At 62.8% G+C, this 22,314-nt stretch carries 21 protein-coding genes; 9 read left to right on the forward strand and 12 right to left on the reverse strand.

Annotation, left to right across the window (positions count from 1 at the left end; genetic code table 11):
* Positions 1-86: 86 nt before the first annotated feature.
* Together ATE48_RS17470 and ATE48_RS17475 are read left to right on the forward strand one after the other, a co-directional pair.
* Positions 87-1,091 carry a toll/interleukin-1 receptor domain-containing protein gene (locus ATE48_RS17470; protein ID WP_066773815.1) on the forward strand — a complete coding sequence of 335 codons (1,005 nt, stop codon included), beginning with the start codon at positions 87-89 and terminating at the stop codon, positions 1,089-1,091.
* A 184-nt stretch (positions 1,092-1,275) separates the two neighbouring features.
* The gene (locus tag ATE48_RS17475) at positions 1,276-4,167 is read left to right on the forward strand and encodes a toll/interleukin-1 receptor domain-containing protein (protein WP_066773817.1); all 2,892 of its coding nucleotides are present in this window, start codon (positions 1,276-1,278) and stop codon (positions 4,165-4,167) included.
* Here the strand turns inward: ATE48_RS17475 and ATE48_RS20505 are convergent.
* The 5 genes from ATE48_RS20505 to ATE48_RS17495 all read right to left on the reverse strand — a co-directional run bounded on the left by ATE48_RS20505 (position 4,062) and on the right by ATE48_RS17495 (position 8,614).
* Positions 4,062-4,340, reverse strand: a complete 279-nt coding sequence (locus ATE48_RS20505; protein ID WP_083197446.1) for a TIR domain-containing protein — start codon at positions 4,338-4,340, stop codon at positions 4,062-4,064. The two genes, ATE48_RS17475 and ATE48_RS20505, sit on opposite strands and share 106 nt — an antisense overlap.
* Entirely contained in the window at positions 4,337-6,340 is a 2,004-nt protein-coding gene (locus ATE48_RS17480) for a tetratricopeptide repeat protein (RefSeq protein ID WP_066773818.1), read from the reverse strand. The genes ATE48_RS20505 and ATE48_RS17480 overlap by 4 nt, the downstream gene beginning before the upstream one ends.
* A gap of 974 nt (positions 6,341-7,314) precedes the next feature.
* Positions 7,315-7,602: an addiction module antidote protein gene (locus tag ATE48_RS17485; RefSeq protein WP_066775334.1), complete on the reverse strand. Its 288-nt coding sequence runs from the start codon at positions 7,600-7,602 to the stop codon at positions 7,315-7,317.
* Positions 7,599-7,904 carry a type II toxin-antitoxin system RelE/ParE family toxin gene (locus ATE48_RS17490; RefSeq protein WP_066775331.1) on the reverse strand — a complete coding sequence of 102 codons (306 nt, stop codon included), beginning with the start codon at positions 7,902-7,904 and terminating at the stop codon, positions 7,599-7,601. The genes ATE48_RS17485 and ATE48_RS17490 overlap by 4 nt, the downstream gene beginning before the upstream one ends.
* 71 nt (positions 7,905-7,975) lie before the next feature.
* Positions 7,976-8,614: a tyrosine-type recombinase/integrase gene (locus ATE48_RS17495; RefSeq protein ID WP_066775337.1), complete on the reverse strand. Its 639-nt coding sequence runs from the start codon at positions 8,612-8,614 to the stop codon at positions 7,976-7,978.
* A gap of 161 nt (positions 8,615-8,775) precedes the next feature.
* Between ATE48_RS17495 and ATE48_RS17500 the strand changes: the two genes are divergently transcribed.
* A complete protein-coding gene (locus tag ATE48_RS17500; protein ID WP_156767845.1) occupies positions 8,776-9,159 on the forward strand; it encodes an SMI1/KNR4 family protein in 384 nt (127 codons plus the stop codon).
* A gap of 137 nt (positions 9,160-9,296) precedes the next feature.
* On the opposite strand, the gene ATE48_RS17505 is transcribed toward ATE48_RS17500, so the two are convergent.
* The gene (locus ATE48_RS17505; protein ID WP_083197447.1) at positions 9,297-10,799 is read right to left on the reverse strand and encodes an MmgE/PrpD family protein; all 1,503 of its coding nucleotides are present in this window, start codon (positions 10,797-10,799) and stop codon (positions 9,297-9,299) included.
* Between the two features lie 194 nt (positions 10,800-10,993).
* Here ATE48_RS17505 and ATE48_RS17510 point away from each other — a divergent pair, with 194 nt between their 5' ends.
* The 6 genes from ATE48_RS17510 to ATE48_RS17535 are packed head-to-tail and all read left to right on the forward strand — an operon-like array spanning position 10,994 to position 16,627.
* Positions 10,994-11,884 carry a VOC family protein gene (locus tag ATE48_RS17510; protein ID WP_066773821.1) on the forward strand — a complete coding sequence of 297 codons (891 nt, stop codon included), beginning with the start codon at positions 10,994-10,996 and terminating at the stop codon, positions 11,882-11,884.
* The gene (locus tag ATE48_RS17515) at positions 11,877-12,440 is read left to right on the forward strand and encodes a flavin reductase family protein (protein WP_083197448.1); all 564 of its coding nucleotides are present in this window, start codon (positions 11,877-11,879) and stop codon (positions 12,438-12,440) included. Before ATE48_RS17510 ends, ATE48_RS17515 begins: the two co-directional genes overlap by 8 nt.
* Before the next feature lie 44 nt (positions 12,441-12,484).
* Positions 12,485-13,702: an acyl-CoA dehydrogenase family protein gene (locus ATE48_RS17520; protein ID WP_083197449.1), complete on the forward strand. Its 1,218-nt coding sequence runs from the start codon at positions 12,485-12,487 to the stop codon at positions 13,700-13,702.
* A 29-nt stretch (positions 13,703-13,731) separates the two neighbouring features.
* On the forward strand, positions 13,732-14,739 hold the full coding sequence (locus tag ATE48_RS17525) for a cupin domain-containing protein (protein ID WP_066773823.1): 1,008 nt from the start codon (positions 13,732-13,734) through the stop codon (positions 14,737-14,739).
* Positions 14,740-14,756: 17 nt separating this feature from the next.
* Entirely contained in the window at positions 14,757-15,641 is an 885-nt protein-coding gene (locus ATE48_RS17530; protein WP_066773825.1) for a fumarylacetoacetate hydrolase family protein, read from the forward strand.
* Positions 15,638-16,627: an ABC transporter substrate-binding protein gene (locus ATE48_RS17535; RefSeq protein ID WP_066773827.1), complete on the forward strand. Its 990-nt coding sequence runs from the start codon at positions 15,638-15,640 to the stop codon at positions 16,625-16,627. The genes ATE48_RS17530 and ATE48_RS17535 overlap by 4 nt, the downstream gene beginning before the upstream one ends.
* On the opposite strand, the gene ATE48_RS17540 is transcribed toward ATE48_RS17535, so the two are convergent.
* The 6 genes from ATE48_RS17540 to ATE48_RS17565 are packed head-to-tail and all read right to left on the reverse strand — an operon-like array spanning position 16,624 to position 22,264.
* Positions 16,624-17,763 carry a CaiB/BaiF CoA transferase family protein gene (locus tag ATE48_RS17540; protein WP_066773829.1) on the reverse strand — a complete coding sequence of 380 codons (1,140 nt, stop codon included), beginning with the start codon at positions 17,761-17,763 and terminating at the stop codon, positions 16,624-16,626. The two genes, ATE48_RS17535 and ATE48_RS17540, sit on opposite strands and share 4 nt — an antisense overlap.
* Positions 17,763-18,935, reverse strand: a complete 1,173-nt coding sequence (locus ATE48_RS17545) for an acyl-CoA dehydrogenase family protein (protein WP_066773831.1) — start codon at positions 18,933-18,935, stop codon at positions 17,763-17,765. The genes ATE48_RS17540 and ATE48_RS17545 overlap by 1 nt, the downstream gene beginning before the upstream one ends.
* 14 nt (positions 18,936-18,949) lie before the next feature.
* Complete coding sequence (locus ATE48_RS17550; RefSeq protein ID WP_066773833.1) at positions 18,950-19,891, reverse strand: PDR/VanB family oxidoreductase; 942 nt, start codon at positions 19,889-19,891, stop codon at positions 18,950-18,952.
* A 32-nt stretch (positions 19,892-19,923) separates the two neighbouring features.
* Positions 19,924-20,163 carry an LSm family protein gene (locus ATE48_RS17555; RefSeq protein ID WP_066773835.1) on the reverse strand — a complete coding sequence of 80 codons (240 nt, stop codon included), beginning with the start codon at positions 20,161-20,163 and terminating at the stop codon, positions 19,924-19,926.
* An 8-nt stretch (positions 20,164-20,171) separates the two neighbouring features.
* Positions 20,172-21,338: an aromatic ring-hydroxylating dioxygenase subunit alpha gene (locus ATE48_RS17560; protein WP_228126689.1), complete on the reverse strand. Its 1,167-nt coding sequence runs from the start codon at positions 21,336-21,338 to the stop codon at positions 20,172-20,174.
* Positions 21,335-22,264 (reverse strand): SDR family NAD(P)-dependent oxidoreductase, encoded by a 930-nt coding sequence (locus ATE48_RS17565; protein ID WP_066773837.1) that lies wholly within the window; start codon positions 22,262-22,264, stop codon positions 21,335-21,337. Before ATE48_RS17565 ends, ATE48_RS17560 begins: the two co-directional genes overlap by 4 nt.
* Positions 22,265-22,314: the final 50 nt, after the last annotated feature.

Raw genomic sequence — 22,314 nt, forward strand, 5'->3', positions numbered from 1 at the left:
GGCGAGCGTGGGGGGGGGCGCATGCTGACTTGGCTCTTGGCGACTAGGCTGAAGGCGACGGCGCGCGTGAGCGCGGGGCGGTAGCGATGAGCGACGTCTTCATCTCCTACAAGCGCGAGGACGAACCGCGTGTCGGCCGCCTGGTTCAGGCGCTCGAGAAAGCCGGCCTAAAACTGTGGTGGGATCGTGGTCTTCCTGGCGGGGAGAGCTGGCGCGCCAACATTCAAGGATCGCTCGACGCTGCAAAATGCGTGGTTGTAGCATGGACGCATCAGAGCACATCGCCTGCGGGCGATTTTGTCCGCGACGAAGCCGGGCAAGCCAAGGCCCGCGGGATCCTCGTGCCGGTCCTCCTCGAACGCGGGGTTCGCCCGCCGCTCGGCTTCGGCGAAGTGCAAGCGATCGATCTCTCTCATTGGCGTGGCAGCCAAAGCGATCCGTTCTTTCAAGACGCGGTGGCGGCGATCCGCGCCAAGGTCGAAGGGCGTGCAGTCCCGCCGGCGCGCGGACCGATGCGACGTCTGTTACGGCGGCTGACGATCGGTAGTGTCGCCAGTGCAGGCATGGCCGGTTTGGTAGGATTTGGTATGAACTTGCTGCAAGTGCAGGATCAAGTTTGCACCATTGATGTGGGGCAACCTTACCTTTCGGACGTGTGCGGGGCGGTCAATCTCGGCAACCGTCCAACGCAGGCCGAGCGCGTCGCGTTCGAACGTTTGCCGCCCGGCGACTGTGCTGCGCTCGAAGGCTATCGCGATCATTTCGAAGCAAGTCCGCTCCGCGAGATTGTGGACAGCCGTCTCAATGCCCGCGTCACGTTGCAGGAAGAGCGATGGATCGCGGGCGAACGCCGCCTAGCGCTCTATGCTGGCGGCTCGTCTGAAACGGAGGCGCGCACGCGCGCACAAGCGCGCGCCGCTCAGCTTTGCCAAGGCTTCGCTGCAACTACGCAGTTTCGTGTCACCGCAGCGGATTCAGAAGGGGCGTTTGCGTGCGAAGGCGGAGCCTGTGGACTTACCGGAGAAGCAGTTTGCAGGCTCGAAGAACGCCAGGTTGTGGCGAGCGACGTCTGTGGCGGGAATGCGCAGTAGGCGCGGCAATGTGGAAGCCATTCCCGATGCCGGCGGAGTGCAGGCCCCATGCTTTCACGCGTCACTGTCTGCAATGGAGCGAGTAGGCCGGTCGCGAAAATTAGCCCGATGACGCCCGCTGGCCCATTCGAGCCACTCGACACCCAGACGACCGATGATAGGTTTGGGTGTCCGGGGGGACGCCATGGCCGAACTTTATCGCTACGCCGCCTTTATCTCGTATTCGAGCAAGGACGCGAAATTCGCACAGCGCCTGCATCGCGCGCTTGAGAGTTACGGCATTCCATCGTCGCTCGGAAAGTTCGACCTGATCGGCGGCGGCAAGCAGAACCGCATCTATCCTGTGTTCCGCGACCGCGAAGAATTGAGCGCGGGGCATCTGGGCGATCAGATCGAAGCAAACCTCAGAGCGTCCGCAGCACTGATCGTCGTGTGCTCGCCCAACGGCGCCGCGAGCCCGTGGGTGCAAAAGGAGATTGAGTTCTTCGCCGCGCAGGGCCGTCACGCAAAAATCTTCGCCATCATCCCCGACACAGCGCCACTCACCGACGAGCAGGGCGCGGATTGCACGCAAACCTGCTTCCCACCCGCCTTCCGCGGCGACGCCCTCTCCGGCGACAAACTCGAACCGCTCGCGGCGGATGCGCGCAAAGGGAAGGATGGGTTTCGCAATGCTTGGCTGAAAATCGTCGCGGGGATGGTGGGCGTCACGCCGGGACAAATTATCGATCGGGATAGGAAACGGCGCAGGCAGCAAGCATTGACGCTGGGCTCGGGCGTGGCCGCGCTCGTCATAACCGCTATCGCCGCAATCAACCTCCCGGCCGGTGAGCGCGTACGGTCCGCAATGACGACGGCCGCCGCTGAACGCGTTGAGCGCCAGCAGATAGAGTCAGCTGCGTTTGCGCTTGCCGGTTTGCCTGCCGATGGCGACATCAACCCTCTGCACTCCCGCCAAGCGGACGACGTCGTGGGGCAGGCGGGTCTGTTGGTCTCCATCGTCGGCCGCTTCGACACCGGATACGCACGCACACATTCACCGGACTTTCGGTTTGCCGTGCTCGAAGAAACGGACCGCGACACCGACATTGAAACCTATTTCTTGGCCGACCTTCGCACCGGAGAGCGCACGCTCCTCGAGGGCGCGCGCATGGATAGTGCGATCGATGACGAATTCAGATTCTCGCCGGACGGCCGCGCGCTCATCAACTATGGGTTCGACGAAATTCTCTTCTGGAATACTGAGACCGGAGAGGGGACGCAAATAGGCGGCGAGTACGCCGTTGCTGAAGACGGGCTGTCCTTGGTCGCCGTCCAGCGCGTTGGCGAGACGGCGCGCGGGACGCTCTATTCATTCCGTCAGGGATCGGCGCCGATCGATCTCGGCGAAATCCCGGGCGACACAGTTGACGATTGGTCGACGAGTGCGCCGGAGCCTCGTCTCTGCTACGGTTTCTCGCGGCGTGAGCGCTATCTGCTCCACCGCACTGCTGCAGGCGAAGGCATCTTACGGGACCTGCACACGGGGCGCACAGTCAGCTTCGGGTCAATCGGATGTGGCAGGTTTTTCAGTCAGTTCTCGGACCACAGAGCGTCCATCGTTTCGTCCGATGATGAGCGTTACTTCGCCGTGCTCACCCCCGATGGCACGACAGCTATCCACGACGCAACGGGTGCGTTGCGCATCAATGTCGGTCGTTACTGGCTCAACGCGATCTACGGGCACATCGCTCTGATGTTCGACTTTGACCTGCCGCCGCCATACCCCCGTCGCTACCTGAATATCGAAACCGGCCGCGAGGTCTATGTCGGCCTCGCGAACGAGAACTCAAGCAACGGCCAAACGTTTCTCATTTTCGACGAAGGTGGCCCGCCGCGCCTGCGCGATGCGACGACGCTTCAAGATACGCCGCTCAACTTCTCTGGCGATGCTCAACAAGACATCGACATCTCCGTGGACGGCCGCTACCTCGTCCTACGCCGGCAGGACGCGGCATTTCTCTATGACGTCGAGTCACGGCGAGAGACACCGCTCAACGTCGATCGATCAGCCAGCGTCTATTTCTACGACGCGGAGGGGCATCAAATATTGTCCCATTTGGCACCGCAGGGTGCTCGCGCGCGTTACCTGCGTATCTCGCCGCGCGATGGGCAGGGCCTTGTCTGGGACTTGGACTCCGGTCGGCAGGAGCCGCTCCACAGTGAGTGGTTGTGGTCGCCAAATCGCCGGTACGTGCTCGTTCGAGCTGCGGATGGCCGGACGACTGTGCGCGATCTCCACTCGAACGCGCCGGACGTGACACTCGATGCGCAACTCGACGTCGACTACATTCGCACCTACGGAACGACGCCCTTCATCAGCGACGCCTTCGTTGCGTTCAGCAGCTCAGGAGCCAGAACCGTGTATTCGATCGACGGATCGAGGACGCACCGGCTCGAGAATCTCGTCGGCAATCAATTTACGCCCTCTGGTGACTTCTGGATTTATTCTCAGCGGTTGGCGTCAGATTTGCCGCGTCTGTCTTTCCAGTACGATGTCGCCACTGGGGTAACGACACCTCTCGGCACCGCAGGCGCCAGCGTACCGTCAGACGAGGACGCATCGGAAAACCTCGAGCCCTATTACTTCACCTCTGAGCAAAGGGAGAACCTTCCGGCCGTGAACTATCTGCTTCGCGATCCACGCGCGATCGCGCAGGGCCGCGGCGGTGCGCTACGCGCGAGCGTTTGCCGCCTCAGTGCCGACTACATCGATCCATTCCCGGCCTCCGTGCGCGACGAGCAAACAGCGAGCGCCGATGGCAACGGCGCCGCGCTCTACGCCGACCTTGAAGGCCGTCCGTGGAATCCGTGTGACTGGCGCGGTCTGCTCGCCGTCTTCCCGAACCGCGCGCGCGGCGATGGCTGGTTTGAAGGCATGCGCCAGTGGCTGCGGCTGATCTCTGTGCGTTGGAATCTGGGCGGTCGCGATTATGCCTGTGAAGAAACCACCTCCGCGGCGTCCGCCGAAACCCGCGCCCGCCGCGCCCGCATGTGCGAGCGCTTCGCCGCGCCCGCGGCCCCTGTGCCAACCTGAGGCCGGTCTTCCGGCCGCACAAATGGACCGCAACGAATGTTGGCGCGCCAGCTTTCCCCGGCCGGCAGGCCGCGATCCCACCAGACTTTGAGTCCGGCCTTCTCCAGCGCCTGCACCAGGCGTCCAACGCGGGTTTCATCCTCGCGCTTGTAGGGGAGGAAGATGTCGGTCATTGGCCGGCTCGCCGCTCAAGTTCAGGGATCATCCAGGCATCGCTCGGCGCCAATTGTCGGCGCGCCTGCATGCCACGCGCAACATCCAATGCGCGCTGCGCATAACTGCGATCCCTCGTGACCTCCTGAAGCTTCACATAGCTGATGATCAGAGCGCGCTGCAGTCTTGCGGAACTCGGGTCCTGTGCGGCTAGGCTTTGTCTGATGCGCAAGCTCTCTTCATAGCGTGTGCGTGCGCCGGTGAGATCGCCTTGGGCGCGGAGCGCGTCGCCGATCCTGTCCAGGCTGACGCCGACATCGCGCTGCAGGCTTGCGGAACTCGGGTCCTGTGCGGCGAGGCGTTGGATGATGCGCAAGCTCTCTTCATAGCGTGTGCGTGCGCCGGTGAGATCGCCTTGGGCGACGAGCACGTCGCCCACCTTGATCTGGCTGACGCTGACATCGCGCTGCAGGCTTGCGGAACTCGGGTCCTGGGCGGCGAGACGTTGGTCTATGGCTAGGCTCTGTTCAAAGTAGCGCCGCGCAGCGGCCAGATCGCCTTGGGCAATCGCAACGTCGCCGAGCTTGCTGAAGCTCACCGACATATTCGTCTGCAGGCCTGCGGAACTCGGGTCCTGGGTGGCGAGGCGTTGGACGATGCTCAAGCTCTCTTCATAGCGCGCGCGTGCGCCGGTGAGATCGCCTTGGGCGACGAGCACGTCGCCGACCCCGTTTAGGCTGATGCTGACATCGCGCTGCAGGCTTGCGGAACTTGGGTCCTGGGCGGCGAGGCGTTGTCTGATGCGCAAGCTCTCTTCATAGTGCGCGCGTGCGCCGGTGAGATCGCCTTGGGCGACGAGCACGTCGCCGATCCTGTCCAGGCTGACGCCGACATCGCGCTGCAGGCTTGCGGAACTTGGGTCCTGGGCGGCGAGGCGTTGTCTGATGCGCAAGCTCTCTTCATAGTGCGCGCGTGCGCCGGTGAGATCGCCTTGGGCGACGAGCACGTCGCCGCCCCTGTTTAGGCTGACGCTGACATCGCGCTGCAGGCTTGCGGAACTCGGGTCCTGGGCGGCGAGGCGTTGGTCTATGGCCAAGCTCTGTTCGAAGTAGCGTCGCGCAGCTGCCAGATCGCCTTGGGCAATCGCGACGTCGCCGAGCTTGGTAAAACTCACCGACAGAGTCGTCTGGAGGCTTGGGGAACTCGGGTCCTGGGCCGCGAGGCGTTGGGCGAGGTGCGCGCTCTCTTCGTAGCGCGTGCGTGCCCCGATGAGATCACCTTGCGCGCGGAGCACGTCGCCGAGAGCGTCAAGTGCCACAGTGCGATCCCGATCATCACCCGCCGTTTGAGCCGCGCTCTCCGCTGCTCGACGCGCATTGGGGAGATTGCCAGCGTCGATGTAGAGTCGGCCCAGTTCCACCCAATCCCAGTGCACGCCGGGATCGAGGCGGGTGACTTCTGCGTAGCGGGCAATGACGGCGCTGGTGTCGAGACGTCCGCGGGCGCGCGCTTCGAGGGCGAGCGAGGCGATGCGGCGACCTTCGGCGGCGCTCTCTACGTTGGCGCGGACCTGGCGGGCGCGATCGCGCGCCGCACGTAATTGGTCGAGCACAGCAAGCGCACCGATCTCGTCACCGGCGTTGAACCGCGCCAACGCTACAGCGCCTTCAGGGGTTGAAGCGATGTCCTGCACGGCGCTGCGAAACACCGCGATCTCTTGTGCGTAGGCGCGGTCGCGCTGGGCAAGGTCGGCGACGTAGCGTTCTTCAAGCTCGGCGATCTGAGTGCGGCTGGCGCGTCCCTCGCGGCGCAGACGCTCGATTTCGGCGGCCTGTGCGCGCAGCCGTGCATCCGCTGCGCGCTCTGCTGCGGCCTGGGTTGCACTGGCTGCGTAGAGCGCCGACGCCACCTCCGCGCGCGCATCTACCGCGACGGTGGTGCGCTGAGATTGCGCGGAGGCGGGCGACGGCGCGGCAGCGGCGGCGACGCTCAAGCCCACCAGGAAAAGCAAACCTCGCATCACCCAGCCTCCATTTCGAGGCGGTACTTAAGCACGCTCCGCCCGTAACGGGTAGCCGGACCGGCGGCGTCTGCCTACGCGCAAGGTTTGCCGTGTCGTCAGGTCGTCATGAATGACTGAGTCCGGCGACATCGCGCCTTAGCGGACGCAGCATGACCAACGGCTGGAATCGAGAGAGCAAGCCCGTCGAGAAATATTGCTAGCGGGTAGGCGGTGGCCCATCCGGTCGCTGCCTGCGGCGAAGTAAGCTACCGTCCATCCCCGCAGGAGCGTCGGCGTGAGCGACAACTATCAAGTGCTGGCCTTCGACTCCATTGAGGAAGACGCGGCCCAAGAGATTGCTCACCAAGCTATCGGCTGGCTGATTTCCAGAGGATATGTTTGTGAAGCGCAAAGCGACAGCGCCTATGGATCGGAATGGCTCGGTCATAGACCTGGGCCGCACTGGCGTGAAATCGTTGACTCTGAGGAGGAGCAGCGCCGATGGGCTAGGTGGAGTGAGCGCACAGGGCAACCAGCACCGAGCGCCGCTGAGACTTTGGATGACTTCCTAGCGCTGAAAATCAATGGCATGGCCGGATCTAGCCAACGCAGTGTCCAGCATTCCGGCGAGAATTGCAGGCCAGAGCCGGAAGGCGTTTGCCCGGCATGTAATGTCAAGTCTCAGCCAGACGTTGACCTAGGCGAACTTGCAGAACGCTGGTGGCGAAGCGAAACTTGCGAATTGGTTTGCCCTTCATGTCTCGTGAGTTCGCGGCTTGAAGATTGGGACTGGCAATCCGATTGGGCGTTTGCAAGGGCAAGCCTCACATTTTGGAATTGGCCTCCGATTTCCGCCGAGGCGATCTCTCAATTGTCGGCGGCTTTGGGTGGAGTGCGTATTCGGCGCGTAGATGGGCGACTGTAGCGCTGCGAGCGACGCCTTTCGGCGGCGACCTCAACGAGCGTGTCGGCCGCTGACGGCCGCAACGTGACTAAGCTGCCGCGACCGAAAGACGAAGGCCCATGGCGCGCAGGACGCCGAGCAGCGTCGCCAGTCTCGGATTTCCAGCGTCGCTGAGGGTTCGATAAAGCGTCTCGCGCGAAAGCCCGCTTTCCTCAGCAATCGCTGCCATGCCTTGGGAGCGGGCGACCATGCCAAGCGCTTCGGCGATTTCGTTCGCATCGCCATCCGCCAGTACGGCGTCGAGATAGTGCGCCGCATCGTCTGGGGTCTTGATATGGTCGGCCACGTCGAAGGCCGAGAACTTAGCTTTCCTCATCGGTTTTGCTTCTTCCATTCGTCCCACAGTCTCTTGGCCGCTTTGATGTCCCGCTCTTGGCTGGACTTGTCGCCGCCGGCGAGAATGATCACCAATTCTTGGCCGCGTTGCCCAAAATAAACGCGATACCCCGGCCCGAAATCGATCTTCAGCTCGCTCACGCCCTCGCCAACGGGCGCAACAATGCCGGGATTGCCGCGCTCCAAACGAGCGAGGCGATGCAACACCTGGGCGGCGCCGGCGCGGTCGCGAAGGTTATCGATCCACTCCGCGAACGCGTCGGACTTGATAATCGTCGGTATGCAGCAATGTAGCTTATTGGCTACAATTGTCAAGGGTGCGCTATGGTAGGTCGGGAGCCACAATGGGGGACTTACAGATCGACACTCTCGGAGATGGCGATGGCGTCATCCACTTCCACGCCCAAATAGCGCACGGTGCTCTCTAGCTTCGAGTGGCCCAGCAGCAATTGCACGGCCCGCAAGTTGCCGGTCTTGCGATAGATCAGCGCCGCTTTCGTCCGCCGTAGCGAATGCGTGCCGTAGGTGGCGGGGTTGAGGCCGATGGAGCGAACCCAGCCCTGAACGATGCGCGCATATTGCCTGGTTGAAAGATGTGGCGACGAGACGAGGCGACTCTGGAACAGAAAGTCGCTGGATCTCAGATAATGACGGCTCATCAGATTGCGGATCGCGACCCGGGTTTGTTCGGTGATTTCGAATTGCACCGGCCGCCCGGTTTTCTTTTGCACGATGATGCCGCGCGTCTTCACCTCGCCGCCTGCGGCGACGTCTTCGACCGTGAGTGCGGTCAAATCGCAGGCGCGCAGCTTACTGTCGATGGCCAGGTTGAAGAGGGCGAGATCACGCACCCGCTTCTTCAACTCCAATCGCGCGCGGATCGACCAGACCTCCTTCATCTTGAGTGCTGGTTTCTGGCCTGTCAGCTTTCCGCCCGTAATGCGACGCTGGCGCTTTGCTGTGCGGAACGGGGTGTCTGTGATGATCTCCATGGTCATTGCGTGAGCCTTCTGCTCACCCGCCCGCACCATGCGTGGCGGGGAGCGGAGGCTACGCCTCAGTCCCTGCGTCCGCTATCGAGCGGCGCAGACAGACGCAGAAAATTGCTCTGGGGCTTAGGATGGCCCAATTGAGACATTGGCGCGCAACGCGCATGATCATCCGGAAACCGCGCGGGACGATGCCGATGCAAGAGTTCGAGGAAGCTGTGGCGCAAGTCGAGCGGGCGTCCGGCGGTGTGCTGCCCGCCGAATATCGCCACTGGCTACGGACGCATAAACCGGGGCCGACCGATCATCGCCAAACACCATTCGACCTAAGCGAATTGCTTAAGACCCAACGTCTTGTCCAAGATGTTATTCCGCCCGGAACGCTCGCAATCGGAGATGATGGGTACGGCAACTTAGTGCTTCTTCGCTTCACCGATGGGGCAATTGAGTGGTGGCATCATGAGCGCGAGTCCAACGACGTTTCGACAGACACCATCCGCCCTTCTTTCACCGCGTATCTGGAACTCATAGCGAAAGGCGAAGTCTAACGAATGTCGCTCTTCGGCGAACTCTTGCCGGTCGCCGCGGTGGTGGCGAACCTCCGCTATGCGGCGCCTTCGAGCCAATGACCGTTCCTGGGAATCAAGCGGAGAAAGAGAGTCGACCGTCCAACACGCATCGCCGCTCAACTACTTGGCGCAAGGAGCATGGTCAGAGCGGAGACGTCGCCGAGCGCATCGAAGCGCTCCAGAACGTGCCTGATCGAGCGACCGTATTCTGGCGTTAACTGGGCATACGCGATGCAGTCTTCGAACTTTGAGTTCGTTTCCGCAGCGCTCATCGGCGCGTCAATGCCGCCCTTGGCGATTGCGACGTGCTTATCCAGCGTCCGTCCGTCGCGAGTCACAACCTCGATGCGCGCTCCTCCAGGGCCGCCGCGCTCATTGGTAAGGCGGTCGTCTTGTTCCGTTACGATACGCTCCGCCATCGCTAAGATATCAAGCCGTCCAAGCGCCTGTGTCGTGAACTGAGATAGGCTGACCCGTCCGTCGACAAACGCTGACGAAACTACCCACGGAATGCTGAATTGGGCTTCTACGGACGAAGTTGGGTGGCGCTTACTTTCGATCGGCTGGCTGAGGAAAGGCCACTCGCTGGGGGCGTTTTGGATGACGATCCGTTCGATTTGATCCGCGTGAAGTCGGTGTTCCGCAACCAGTTGCAGAGCGGCATCGGCTGAGGTGTGCGAGCCGCGGCAAGACGGCCACGGTTTGAACGACGTTTCCTCGGCCGGATAAGCGCTGCCAAGATTGCTTAGTAGCAGCTCACGCGAATATGTGTTGCGGTGATATTGGCGGAAAAAGCCGCGGTCGCCCTCAAGCACACGACGCGGACCCGTTAAGCCGCGCGCCGCGAGCCGCGCTGCAAGCACGCCGCCAGCGCTAGCGAAACCGGGGCCAAGCCGCTTGGTCAGCGCGCCGTCGAGGTGTGATTGCGCGTTGCCAGCGGCTTGGTGCGACGCAATGCCGACGGCATTGATCGCTTGGTCGCGGTTCAGACCCATCAAACGGGCCGCGAGGAGCGCTGACGTCAGGTAGCCAATCAGCGTAGTGTAATGCCAACCCACAGCGAAGCCGTCTATGCCGGGCTGCGAGGCGACCGAGATGCGGCATGCCACGTCGATCGCAAGTGTCGTGGCGGCGAGAAACTCGCGGCCGCTGACGCCGCCGACTTGATCTGCAGCGGCGAAGCCGGCGGGAAAGGTGATGGCCGAAGGATGTAGAAAGCCTCGTTCAAAGGTGTCATCGAACTCAAGCGCATGGGCCATTACGGCGTTGGCGCGCGCCGCGTCGTGGGACGGTACGCGCAGCGATGAGCCCCACAGCACGCTTTCGCCGCGGCCGCCGATTTCGAGCGCCAGCTCACGAAGTTCCGCGACGCCAGCTTCGTTGCGAGCGGCGCAGGCGACGCCGACGGTGTCGAGTAATTGCTGCCGTGTCGTCTCCAGGGCGCCGGGGGGGATTGCTTCGAAGCATGTCGACAGCATGTGATCGACCAGCGGCTCGATGGCATCTCGGTAGGGGCCCGCGTCGCATGCGGCGTCGGTGCCTGCGGTGGCCTGGACGTTGCCGACCATCGCGGCGCCGGTGAGAGCCGCTGTGCCCAGGATAGCGCGACGGCTGAACATGAGCTGATCCTTGGGGCGACAAGACTCGACCGAAAAACCTGTAACATGATAGAACGTCGAGTCTAGAGTTGTGAATTCATAAACCTTCGCTATGCGCGGAGGGTGCGTCAGGTCATCAAAAAAGAGGGGAACGCTGACGCTGGACTTATAGAATAAAGAGTCTAGAGTTCATAATAAACGGAGGCGGCGGCGCCATGATTAGATCGATGGCATATCTAGGGCTGACCACCGCCGCGACGCGCGAGTGGCGCCGCTTCGGCGCCGAAGTTTTGGGGCTTCAGAATATCGAAGACGGCGCTGGCGGCGCCGTGCGTTTTCGAATGGACGAGGCTGATTGCCGGCTCTGGATTCATCCGAGCGACAAGAATGGCATCGCCTACATCGGCTGGACCGTGCGCGACGAATGCGAGGCTCTCGCGCTCGGTAAACAGATTGAATCCACTGGGATCAAGCCGCAGGCGGGGAGCCCAGAGGAAATCGCCGAGCGGAAGGTTGCGGGCTTCAGCTGGTTCATCGATCCGTTCGGCTTCCGCCATGAACTAGCGTGGGGCCAGCGGGTCACGCCGAACACCTTCCAGCCGGGCCGGCCGATGAGCGGCTTCAACACCGGCGACCAGGGCATGGGCCACATCGTGTTGTTAGTGCCGGATCTCCATGAGGCGGATCGATTTTATGTCGACGTGATGGGTTTTCACGTCTCCGACAAGGTCCTCGACGGCGCACGAGAGTTGCTTTTCTATCATTGCAACGGTCGCCACCATTCGCTGGCGATCGGGTCGCCAGTTCCTGGCAAATCCGGCGCGCACCATTTGATGATCGAAGTGAACGCCCTCGATGATGTAGGCGTCGCGGTTGATTTGTGCGAGCGCTATGAGTTTCCGGTAAGTAAGTCGATCGGTCGCCATACCAACGACCGCATGGTGTCGACTTACCTGTTCTCGCCGTCAGTGCTGCGTATCGAATACGGCTACGGCGGATTGTTGATCCACGATTTGTGGGAGCCGAAAACCTATTCCACGACCTCGATCTGGGGACACAAAGAGCTGCGCCCCGATTTGCCGCCAGCGATGATCATCCATGGCTGACTACGAGATTCCCTCCGATCCGCGCGTGATGCTGAAGGTGCCGGTGCAATCTGAAGCCTATTCTGAGACTATTGCTGTCAACCGCATCAGCGACGCGCTTTTCCGCAAAGTGCTCGGCAACGTGCCGACGTCGGTCTCAATCGTCACTGGCGATGACGGGGCGGGGCCGTTTGGGATGGTGGTCGGCTCGCTGGTCTCAATTTCGCTGAGCCCGCCACTGGTGGGCCTGTTTATCGACAACCGTTCGAACACGCTGCCGCGGCTTCTGAAGTGCGAAGAAGTCTGCGTGAACGTGCTGTCGGATGAACAGGCGCAGTTTTGCAAGGATTTTAGCCGCGAGAAGGAGCGGCGCTTTCAGTGCGGTGGCTGGCGTCAGGACGAAGGTGCGGCGCCGCGCCTGAGCGAGGCGCTGGCCTGGATCGCTGGGCGCGTTGAACGCAGCCTGGTGATTGGAGACCACACTTTGATTGTGATCAAGACGCGTGCGCTCGAAGAGAACCCCGTGTGCGCCGGCAGCGATCCGCTGATCTTCTTCCGTGGCGGCTTCAATGCCTAACAATCGCAACCAATCGATGCGCCGAAAATCTTGAGGAGTGAACGGTGAAGGCAGTTTTGAAGAAAGATCTGGAGCGCCCTGCGACGCTGGCGGACGTGCGCGCTAAGATCGAGGCCGCAATGCCGACCTTGGCTACGGATGCGATCGCCTGCGATGAGTTGGGTCAGCTTACGCCGAAGGTGCGTGATATTCTGCTCGAGAGCGGCGTGATGCGCGTGCTGCAGCCGTTGGAGTACGGCGGCATGGAAGGTGATCCAGCAGAGTATTGCCGCTTGGTGATGGATATCGCCGCGCACGCGCCGTCGGCCGGCTGGGTTGCCGGCGTGGTCGGCGTGCACTCGTTCGAGTTTGCGCAGGCAGATGCGCGCCTGCAGGAAGAGGTCTGGGGTAAGAACGTCGACACCTGGATGGCGTCGCCTTACGCAATGCTGGGACGAGCGCGCCGCGTCGAGGGTGGTTGGCAGTTCACCGGCCGCTGGCCGTTCTCCTCCGGCACGGACTGGTGCGACTGGATCGTGGTCGGCGGTCTGGCTGAAGCTGCGGACGGCTCCAATCCGGGTGTATTCGCTGAACCGCATCATTTCATCCTGCCGCGTAGCGATTACGTGATTCATCAGGACAGCTGGGACACGATGGGCCTTCGCGGCACTGGTTCAAAGGACGTGGAGGCGGTAGACGCGTTCGTGCCCGACTATCGTGTCATCAACGTCAAGAAGTTGAACGATCGCGAGTATCACCGAAAGAATCGGCCGGATTCGCGTCTGTACGAAGTGCCGTTCGACTTCTTGTTTCCGGGTGTCATCTCCGCAGCCACGATCGGTCTAGCAGATGGCGTCGTGCGACGCTTCTGGGAGTATTCGGAAAGCCGTGTGAACCGCGGCGGCCTGAAGGCGATCGATCACCCGTTCCAGATGGCGGCGTTGGGCGCGGCGATGGCCGACATCTCGGCTTCGCGGCTGCATGTACTTGCCGACATGAAGCGCGGCTATGACATCGCGATGTCGGGCGGCAAGGTGCCGGCGGCGTTGCAGCATGAAGCCCGCCGTAATCAGGTGCGCGCCGTGCGACGCGCCGCGGAAGCTGCGCATGCCGTATTCAGTAATGTTGGCGGAAACGTCGCGCGCAACTCCAACCCGATCCAGCGCTTCTATCGCGACATGACTGTTGCAATGTGCCACGCCTGCAACGCAGACCAGCCGGTCTACGCGGCGCAGGCGGCATTTACCTTCGGCAAGCCGATCCCGCCAGGCGTGATCGTTTGAGTGAAGCGGAGCGCAACAGGGAGAAGAGCATGGCTTCCCATGGCGTTCGGCCCGACATCCTGGCGCGCTGGAAAGAGCATCACCTTGCACCGTTGTGGCTTAGTCCGACTGCGCACAAGCCGCCGCCGCCGCCGCAGCAGCCGCACCTGTGGGAGTGGGCAAAGACGCGTCCGTTGCTGGAGCATGCGTTCAGCGAAACTTCGCCTAACGTGGTAGAGCGGCGCGTGCTGCAATACCTGACACCCTACGCACGCAGCGAGCACGAGGAATATACGGTTGGTGCTATGCTGTGCGCCGTTCAGTGTCTGTTGCCCGGTGAGGCTGCGCGGCCGCACCGCCACTCGATGGGCGCTGTGCGCTTTGTGCTCGAGGGCAGTGGCGCGACGACGCTGGTTAACGGCAAGCAGTGTCCCATGGAGTATGGCGACCTAATTTTGACGCCAGCTTGGTGTTGGCATGAGCACCGCCACGACGGCGAGGCGCCGGTGTTGTGGCTCGATGCGCTGGACGTGCCGCTGCATGCCTATCTGGGCACGGCGCAGTTTCAGCCGCCGCCGGTGACGAACTTGCCCGAGACTGCAGCGGACGCAGTGTTCGCGACGGCAAACTTCCTGCCCGCGGAAACTTCGTTCACCACGAACTACTCGCCGGTGTTTCGCTATTCGTATGCCGATGCGACGCAAGCGCTTGCCGCGGCGCCGCGCGCCGCCGACGGTTCCCGCGCCATTCGCTACACCAATCCGATCACCGGCGCGCAGGCGCAGCCATTGCTAGATTGCACGATGCTGGCGATCGAAGCGGGCGCGGCGACAACGCAACGCCGCAGCAATGCGAGTGTCGCCTGCGTGGTGGTGGCCGGCGAAGGGACGTCGACGATCGGCGGCAAGACCATTGCGTGGCGGGAGAAGGACTTCTTCACTATCCCGCAAGGCAATTTCGCCAGCCACGCCGCGATGAGCAAGGAAGCGCACATCTTCATGCTCTCGGATCGCGATGTGATGCGGCGGCTGGGCGTGCTCAGCGAAGAAACCGCCTGAACAGAATCGAAGAAACGATGCGGATTGCACTTTACGACGACGGGTGCCTTGGCGTTGTGCAAGGCGGGCGCGTGTTCGATGCGAGCGCGGCGCTGGAGGCTTTGCCGAAGCGGGCAAAACCGTGGCTCGCCACGCGCGGCGATTGGCTGATCGCCAACCTGGTCGCGCTCAAGCCGGCGATCGAGGGCGCTCTGCCGGGCGCCGCGTCGAAGCCGGTCGGCGAAGCGAAATTCCTGTCGCCGGTGCAGCAACCAAGCAAGATCATCGGCGTGCCGGTGAACTATCACGAGCACGTTGCCGAAGCCGAGGCCGATGTGCAGACCTTCTCGGATCGTTTCCGTGGCTCAATTGAGCAACAGGGGTTCTTTCTCAAGGCGGTGAGCGCGCTAGTGGGGCCGAGCGAGGGCATCACCTTGCGTTTTCCGGATCGGCGCAACGACCACGAGATGGAGTTGGGTGTCGTCATGGGTCGGACGGTGAGCAACATAGGCGTGGAAGAGGCGCTTTCGGCCGTTGCCGGTTATGCGATCGCGCTCGACATGGTAGTGCGCGGACCAGAGGATCGCAGCTTGCGCAAATCCGGCGACAGCTACGCTGTGCTGGGCCCTTGGCTTGTTACCGCGGACGAAATCGAGAACGCGGAGGCGCTCGACTTTTCCCTGCATGTGAACGGGGAGTTGCGCCAAGCCTCCAACACCAAGAACATGATCATGAAGCTAGCAGAACAGATTGCCTATGCGTCGCGTTTTTACACCCTCTATCCCGGCGACATTATCATGACCGGGACGTGCGAAGGCGTGGGGCCGGTCAAGCCGGGTGACATAATAACTTGTCGGATTGAGAACATCGCGGATATGAGCGTCACCATTCACCCCACCTATGCCGAAGCGGCGTCTACGTGAGCAAGTTGAAGCTGTCCGTTGCTGTCGGCAACTACGACCGCTGTCGCCCGCTGTTTGACGGTGATGTCCAGATCGACGGCGTCGATCCGGTGTTCATGCAGCTTTCGCCGGAAGAGATATTCTTTCGCGCCTTCAGGCACGCGGAGTTTGACATTTGCGAATTGTCGCTGTCGTCGTCAGTGGTCAAGACGGCGAACCGGACGTTGCCTTATGTTGGCGTGCCGGCGTTTTTGTCGCGCATGTTCCGGCATTCAGCTTTCTATGTACGTAAGGATCGGATCAAGCGACCTGAGGATCTTAAGGGCAAGAAGGTCGGACTGCCGGAGTACCAACTCACGGCGATGGTTTGGATTCGCGCCTTCCTCGAACAGGATTACGGCGTAGCGCCGGAGGACATCGTATGGGTGCGTGGCGGCATCTCCGACGCGCAGCGGCCCGAAAAGATCAAGCTGGACCTGCCGTCGTCCATTCGCTTGATCGACGCGCCGGAAGGCAAAACCATCTCGGCGTTGCTCGCCGAGGGCGAAATCGATGGCTTCATCGCTCCTCGCGCCCCGGACGTTCCGAAGGCGCAAGCGCACAACATTGGCTGGCTGTTCGACGATCCGCTGGTCGAGGCGATGTCCTATTACAAGCGCCGGCAGATATTTCCGATCATGCACATTCTCGGCGTACGTCGCACACTGGCGGAGGCGCATCCCTGGCTGCCGGGCGCCGCACTCAAGGCGTTCACCGAGGCGAAGGACATTTGCCTGGAGCGGTTGCGCGAAACTTCGGCCTGCAAGATTACCATGCCGTTCGTGGACGAACGCCTGCATGCGGACATGACGCTGATGGGCGAGGACTTCTGGTCTTACGGCATCGAGAAGAATCGCCACGTGCTGGAGGAATTTTTCACTCAGCACCACCGGCAGGGGCTCTCATCGCGCCGGATCGCTGTCGAGGATCTGTTTCATCCGGCGACGTTCGAGCAGTTCACGATCTAGCCCTTGAGGCCGAACTCGGCGGCGATCGCGGCAGCGTGCTCATTCAGTTCGGGCGGCGGCGCGAACGCATCCCGGCGTTCGCCGTCGAGTGTGATCGGGCTCTTGATGTCGACGATATCGCCCATGCTCGGATGGGCCGTGCGGACGAATGTCTGCATGTGCGCGACGTGCGGATCGGCCTGGACTTCGTCCACCGCGTAGACCGGCGCCGCCGGCACCTCTTCGGCGGAGAGCGCGCGCATCCAGTCGTCGCGCCCGCGCTTGGCGAACACGGCGGCGAGGATGGCGCGGAGCTCGTCATAGTTGCGGGTGCGAGCGATCGGGGTGGCGAAGCGCTCGTCCTCGGCCAGATCCGCGCGATCAATGGCCTTGACCAGGCCTTCCCAGAACTTCTTCACCGACGACATGTGCACGCTGATCAGGCGGCCATCGGCGTCGGCGAAGGTGTAGGCTTGCGAGATGCGCACGCGCGTCGCAGGCGACGAGACGATGCCGGCGCGGGTGAATTGCGCGAAGGCGTCGGGCATGAACGAGATCGCCGCCTCCAGCATGTTGACCTCGACATGGCCGCCGCTGCCGCCAGCCGAGCGCCGCAGCAGCGCGCCCAGCACGCCTTGCACCGCGTACATGCCGGTGATGTTGTCGGCGATCGTGGGCCCCGCCATGCGCGGGTCGGCGGGATCGAGCAGCAGCGACGACAAACCCGAGAGCGCTAGCGGCACGCTGTCATAGGCCGGGCGATCCTTGTACGGGCCGTCGGCGCCGAAGCCGGTGATCGACACGCGAATGAGCCGCGGATTGAGCGCGCGCAGCCGGGCGTTGTCGAAACCCATGCGCTCCATCGCGCCGGGGCGGAAGTTCTCGATGACAACGTCGGCGCGCGCCAGTAGCTGGGCGAGATTGCCGAGACCGGCCTCGGAGCGCAGGTCGAGCTGGATGCTCTCCTTGCCGCGATTGTATGCGACGAAGGGCGGGCTGTATTTGCCGCCGCCGTGGCCGCGGAACGGATCGCCGCTTTCTGGCAACTCGACCTTGATCACCCGCGCGCCCATGTCGCTCAGCATCATGCTGGCCAGCGGCGCGGTGACCATCGTGCCCAGTTCAATGACCAGGACGCCCTGCAGGATGTCTCGCATTAGCGCCCCGCGCTCTTCAGGATTGACCGCGCCATCGTGGTCTTCAGCACTTCGGTGGGGCCCTCGGTGATGCGGAAACTGCGCAGGTCGCGCCAGTAGCGCTCAAGCGGCGTCTCGCGCGTCAGCCCCATGCCGCCGTGCAATTGCAGACAATCGTCGATGACCTTGAAGCCGTTCTCGACGCCGGTGATCTTGGCCATGAAGGTCTCGATGCGGGCTTCGATGCCCTGGTCGAGCTTGGCGGCGGCGTCGCGCACCATCAAGCGCGTCGCGTGCAGCGCCGTGAAACCGTCGGCGAGCATCCACTGCACGCCCTGGCGATCGGAAAGGTATTCGCCGAAGGTCTTGCGCTGGTGCACGTAGGCGACGGTCATCTCCAGGCATCGCGCCATCGCGCCGCACGAGTGCGCGCCGTGACGGATGCGGCCGTGATTGATGTAGTTCTGCGCCAGGGCGAAGCCCATGCCCTCGGCCCCGACCAGGTTCTCCGCCGGTACTTCGACGTTATCGAAGAAGATTTCGTACGGGGTGTCGCCCATCATGGTCATTTCGGCGGGCCCGATGGTGACGCCGGGTGTCTTCATGTCGACGATGAAGCAGGAGATGCCGCCGCGCGCACCGCGCTCCGGATCGGTGACAGCCATGACCTGGGCGAAGTCGGCGGTGGCGGCCTTGGTGATGTAGCGCTTGTGGCCGCTGATGCTCCAGCCGCGCTCCGTGCGGATCGCGCGGGTGCGCATCGAGGCGGGATCGGAGCCGGCGTCGGGCTCGGTCTGCGCGAAGCAGGCTTTGAGTTCGCCGCGCAGCACCGGCAGCAGATAGCGCTCGCGCAGATCGCCCTTCAGCGAGAGCAGAATGGGGCCGATAGTCGGGCCGAAGATGGCGTGATCGCGGGCGGAGACGGAGGTCGTGCGGGCGATTTCCTCCCAGAAGATCGCCAGCGCCGAGAGTCCAAGATCGGCGCCGCCCAGGTCAGTGGGCACATCCATCAGCCAGAAACCGGCGGCGCGCGCCTTCTCAGCGACGGCGGCCTCGTGCTCCGGCGGCAACTTGCCGTCGATGGTGACGTGGCGCTCGAGCGGCACGAGTTCGCGGTCGACAAAGCGGCGGATGTTGTCGCGGAAGAGGATGAGTTCTTCCGGCAGATTGTGATCAAGGCTGGTTTCGAACATGTGCGTTTTTCTCGTCAAATATCCAGGACCAGCAGTTTTGACTTGGCCCGTGAGCAGCAGATCATCATGCGGGTGTTCTCGGCCTGCTCGTCGGCGCTCATAACGTGATCGCGATGATCGACTTCGCCTTCGATGACGTGCGTCTCGCAAGTGCCGCAGACGCCGGCTTCGCAGGAGGACACCGTGTCGACGCCGTTACCGCGTAGGGCGTCGAGGATCGAGGTATCCGCGCCGACGGCGATCTCGCGACCGGAGCGCGCCAGGCGGACGATGAACTCGCTGTCGCCGCCGGGCGGCGGCGGCGCGAGAGTGAAGGCTTCGTCGTGAACGAACTGGGCCGGCAGGTGCGCGAGCGCGGCGTGGTAAGCGGCGAGCATCGGCGCCGGGCCGCAGCAGTAGAAATGCGTGTTCGCGGGCGCCGCGGCGATGATCGCGACCAGGTCGAGGAAGCCGCCGGACTCATCGTCGAAGTGCAGCGTCGCATTCGGCAGCGCCTGAAGTTCGGCGAGCAGGGCGGTATCCTGGCGCGAGCGGTTGGAGGCGTACAAGCGCCAACTCGCGCCGAGCGCCTGCAGCCGTTGCGCCATGGCCCAGATCGGAGTGATGCCGATGCCGCCGGCCAGCAGCACGCTGTGCGCGGCGTCCTCCACCAGCGGGAAATTGTTGCGCGGCGCGCTGATCTCGATCTCGTCGCCGACGCGCAATTGCTCGTGCACGTAACGCGAGCCGCCGCGGCCGCTTACGTCCTTCTTGACGCCGATGACATACGCGCCTGGCGCCGACGACGGCTGCAGCAGCGAGTACTGACGCACCAGATGCGGGCGCAGAAACAGATCAATGTGCGCGCCGGCTTCCGCCGGCGGCAGCGTCGCGCCGTCGAGCGGCGTGAAGGTGTAGATGTTGGTGTCGCGCGCGGCGTAGGCGATCTGGGCCAGGCGCATCCGGAGTTTTGTCATCACCTAATTCCGCCCGCGTCGGGCTCACGTCTTCATTGAATGTCGAGGATCTGGTCGTAGTAGACGGAGGTTCTGTCGCCGGCGACGATCAGCCAGATTTCACCGCTCGGCGCGCCGCCACTATTGCCGACGCCACCGTGCCGCGACACCGCCAGCAGTTCTCCCGTCAGCGTGCGTCCGTCTTTCAGTTGGACGTTGATCGGGGCGAGCGGACCCCAATGCAGACGGGTGAACAGTTTGCCGTCGATGCTGGTGAAGGCGTCGTCGTCCATCCGCGGCGTCAGCTGACGGCTTCGTTGACTTGCTTGGGCATGTGGGCCTCCGCCGACAGCCGCGCCCAGCGCTTGCCGGGCACGCCCTTATCAATCGCGTCCATCTCACGCCAGTAGAGACGGCGCAGCAGGGCGATGCCCATGTCGGAGCGGCCTAGTCGTTCCTGCGTGCGATCGACGATGGCGCCTTGGCCGACGGCGGCGACATAATCCTGCGCCGAGGTGAGCTGCACCAGTTTGTCGTCCGGCAGCTTGCGATGCAGGATCAAATCATCGTGGTGGTCGGCCGGATTGTACTCGGAGTACTTTTCGAAATACTCGCGGATGCGCGCGTCCGTCGCTGAATCGGTCGACGGGATCGAGTAGATCAGGAAGCGCATGGTGTTTTCGTCGTCGACCGGCGTCATCCATACGCCGACATCCACCCATGGATCGTTCAGTTCGAGCGTGGGGTGCGAGATGTGGTTGTTGTTCGGGAAGGTCCAATCCGAGACGCGCTTCGAGGTTTCGGAACGCACTGCGGTTTGGCGGATGCCGGCGTCGGTTTCTTCGTAGGAGAGTTCGGGGACGGTGGCCGCGACGACGGCGCCGAAGGAGCCAACCTTGCCCCAGTGGTGCACGAAGCTGACGTGCACCGCGTCCATCGAGTTCTCGACTTGCTGAAGCCAGTTGCAGGGCCACGTCTCAATGCGGGCGAACTGCAGCGCGCCCGGACGCTCGAACACGGCCTTACGCGGCAGTTCAAAGGGCGGCGCCTCGCCTTCTCCCATATAGGCAAAGACCAGCCCGGCATACTCATGCACCGGGTAGGCGACGATTTTCACGTTTGGCTGCTTCGTGTCGCGTTCGGCCGGGCGCTCGGTGCATTGGCCGTCGCCATCAAATTTCCAACCGTGGTACATGCAGCGAATTTCGTCGCCCTGCACCCAGCCATTCGCCAGCAGTGTCAGCCGGTGAGGGCAATAACCGCCGACGAGGAACGCCTTGCCGGTTTCGCCGCGATAAAGTGTCAGGTCTTCGCCCATTACGCGCACGGTTTTGGCGTAGCCTGGCTGCAGCTCCTCCGATCGGCCAACTGGTTGCCAGAACTGGCGCAGTAGCTTGCCCATGCTGGTGTCGCGGCCGGTCTGATGCAGCTTACGGAGGCGCTCGAACATTGGATTTTCAGCGGTCACGTTTGGTCTCCTGCGGACTCTTCGCTTTGCGGCAGCAGCTTTTCGTGTGGCTCGCCGAAGCGGGTTACGCGGACTTGCTGCGCATAGTCTTTGATGTTCACGCCCGTGTGGTCGCCCGGCGTCCAGGTCGGGTATTTGTGGCGAAGACCTGCGTCGACGGGGATGTCGATGCCTGTGATGATTTCGGACTCGTCCGAGGCGAGAAAAACCGTCGCCCAGGCGAGATCAGAAGCGCGCGGGAAACGCTGCAGCGGCAGCATCTTCAGGTAGTCGTCGCGCGAGTAGAAAGACATGCGGTCGGGACGCTGCCAATCGGGATCGAAGATTTCGTCTTTCATCAGCGTCCAGAGCTGATGTTCCATGGCGCACGGCGTGACTGTGTTCACGCGGATGCCGTACTGTGCCAAGTCCATCGCCGCCGAGCGAGCGAAACTGAGTAGGGCTGCCTTGGCTGAGGTGTAAGCCGTGCCGGAGGCTTCGCCGAAATGCGCGGCAGTCGAGAGCAGGTGGATGATCGAGCCGCCGTGACCGGCCGCGATCATTGCTTTGGCGGCATACTTGGTTGTGAGTAGGCCGGCTGTCGGGAAGCTGAGAACGGACTCGTTCCAGTCATCCAGTTTCATGTCCAGCAGATGTGACCAGTGCACGCGGCCAGCCATGTTGACGGCGATGTCGATGCGGCCAAAGGCGGCTAAAGTCTCGGTCACAGCGTGCTCGACGTCTTCTGCCTTGGTTGCGTTCGCTTGTACCGGGTGAGCGGTGAGGCTCTTGCCCTTGATGAAGGCGACGGTGTCCTCGGCGGCGTCATGGTTCATGTCCGCCACGACGACCTTGGCGCCCTCGCGCGCGAGGAAGTGGGCGATCGTGCCGCCGATGTTTGGCCCGGCGCCGAACACGAGGGCGACCTTGCCCTCTAGCCTGCCCATCGCATCCTCCTCACGGCGTCAGCGAACGCCGAACCACTGCGCGCACAAAA

This window comes from Candidatus Viadribacter manganicus (assembly GCF_001679665.1).
GTDB classification, from domain to species: domain Bacteria; phylum Pseudomonadota; class Alphaproteobacteria; order Caulobacterales; family Aquidulcibacteraceae; genus Vitreimonas; species Vitreimonas manganica.

Bases quoted from the DNA above. Each gene is read 5' to 3' on its own strand.
- ATE48_RS17530 (WP_066773825.1), top strand. From the start codon at position 14,757: ATGCGGATTGCACTTTACGACGACGGGTGCCTTGGCGTTGTGCAAGGC.
- ATE48_RS17540 (WP_066773829.1), bottom strand. From the start codon at position 17,763: ATGCGAGACATCCTGCAGGGCGTCCTGGTCATTGAACTGGGCACGATG.
- ATE48_RS17555 (WP_066773835.1), bottom strand. From the start codon at position 20,163: ATGGACGACGACGCCTTCACCAGCATCGACGGCAAACTGTTCACCCGT.
- ATE48_RS17550 (WP_066773833.1), bottom strand. From the start codon at position 19,891: ATGACAAAACTCCGGATGCGCCTGGCCCAGATCGCCTACGCCGCGCGC.
- ATE48_RS17475 (WP_066773817.1), top strand. From the start codon at position 1,276: ATGGCCGAACTTTATCGCTACGCCGCCTTTATCTCGTATTCGAGCAAG.
- ATE48_RS17470 (WP_066773815.1), top strand. From the start codon at position 87: ATGAGCGACGTCTTCATCTCCTACAAGCGCGAGGACGAACCGCGTGTC.
- ATE48_RS17480 (WP_066773818.1), bottom strand. From the start codon at position 6,340: ATGCGAGGTTTGCTTTTCCTGGTGGGCTTGAGCGTCGCCGCCGCTGCC.
- ATE48_RS17500 (WP_156767845.1), top strand. From the start codon at position 8,776: ATGATCATCCGGAAACCGCGCGGGACGATGCCGATGCAAGAGTTCGAG.
- ATE48_RS17505 (WP_083197447.1), bottom strand. From the start codon at position 10,799: ATGTTCAGCCGTCGCGCTATCCTGGGCACAGCGGCTCTCACCGGCGCC.
- ATE48_RS17510 (WP_066773821.1), top strand. From the start codon at position 10,994: ATGATTAGATCGATGGCATATCTAGGGCTGACCACCGCCGCGACGCGC.
- ATE48_RS17525 (WP_066773823.1), top strand. From the start codon at position 13,732: ATGGCTTCCCATGGCGTTCGGCCCGACATCCTGGCGCGCTGGAAAGAG.
- ATE48_RS17485 (WP_066775334.1), bottom strand. From the start codon at position 7,602: ATGAGGAAAGCTAAGTTCTCGGCCTTCGACGTGGCCGACCATATCAAG.
- ATE48_RS17515 (WP_083197448.1), top strand. From the start codon at position 11,877: ATGGCTGACTACGAGATTCCCTCCGATCCGCGCGTGATGCTGAAGGTG.
- ATE48_RS17565 (WP_066773837.1), bottom strand. From the start codon at position 22,264: ATGGGCAGGCTAGAGGGCAAGGTCGCCCTCGTGTTCGGCGCCGGGCCA.
- ATE48_RS20505 (WP_083197446.1), bottom strand. From the start codon at position 4,340: ATGACCGACATCTTCCTCCCCTACAAGCGCGAGGATGAAACCCGCGTT.
- ATE48_RS17495 (WP_066775337.1), bottom strand. From the start codon at position 8,614: ATGGAGATCATCACAGACACCCCGTTCCGCACAGCAAAGCGCCAGCGT.
- ATE48_RS17545 (WP_066773831.1), bottom strand. From the start codon at position 18,935: ATGTTCGAAACCAGCCTTGATCACAATCTGCCGGAAGAACTCATCCTC.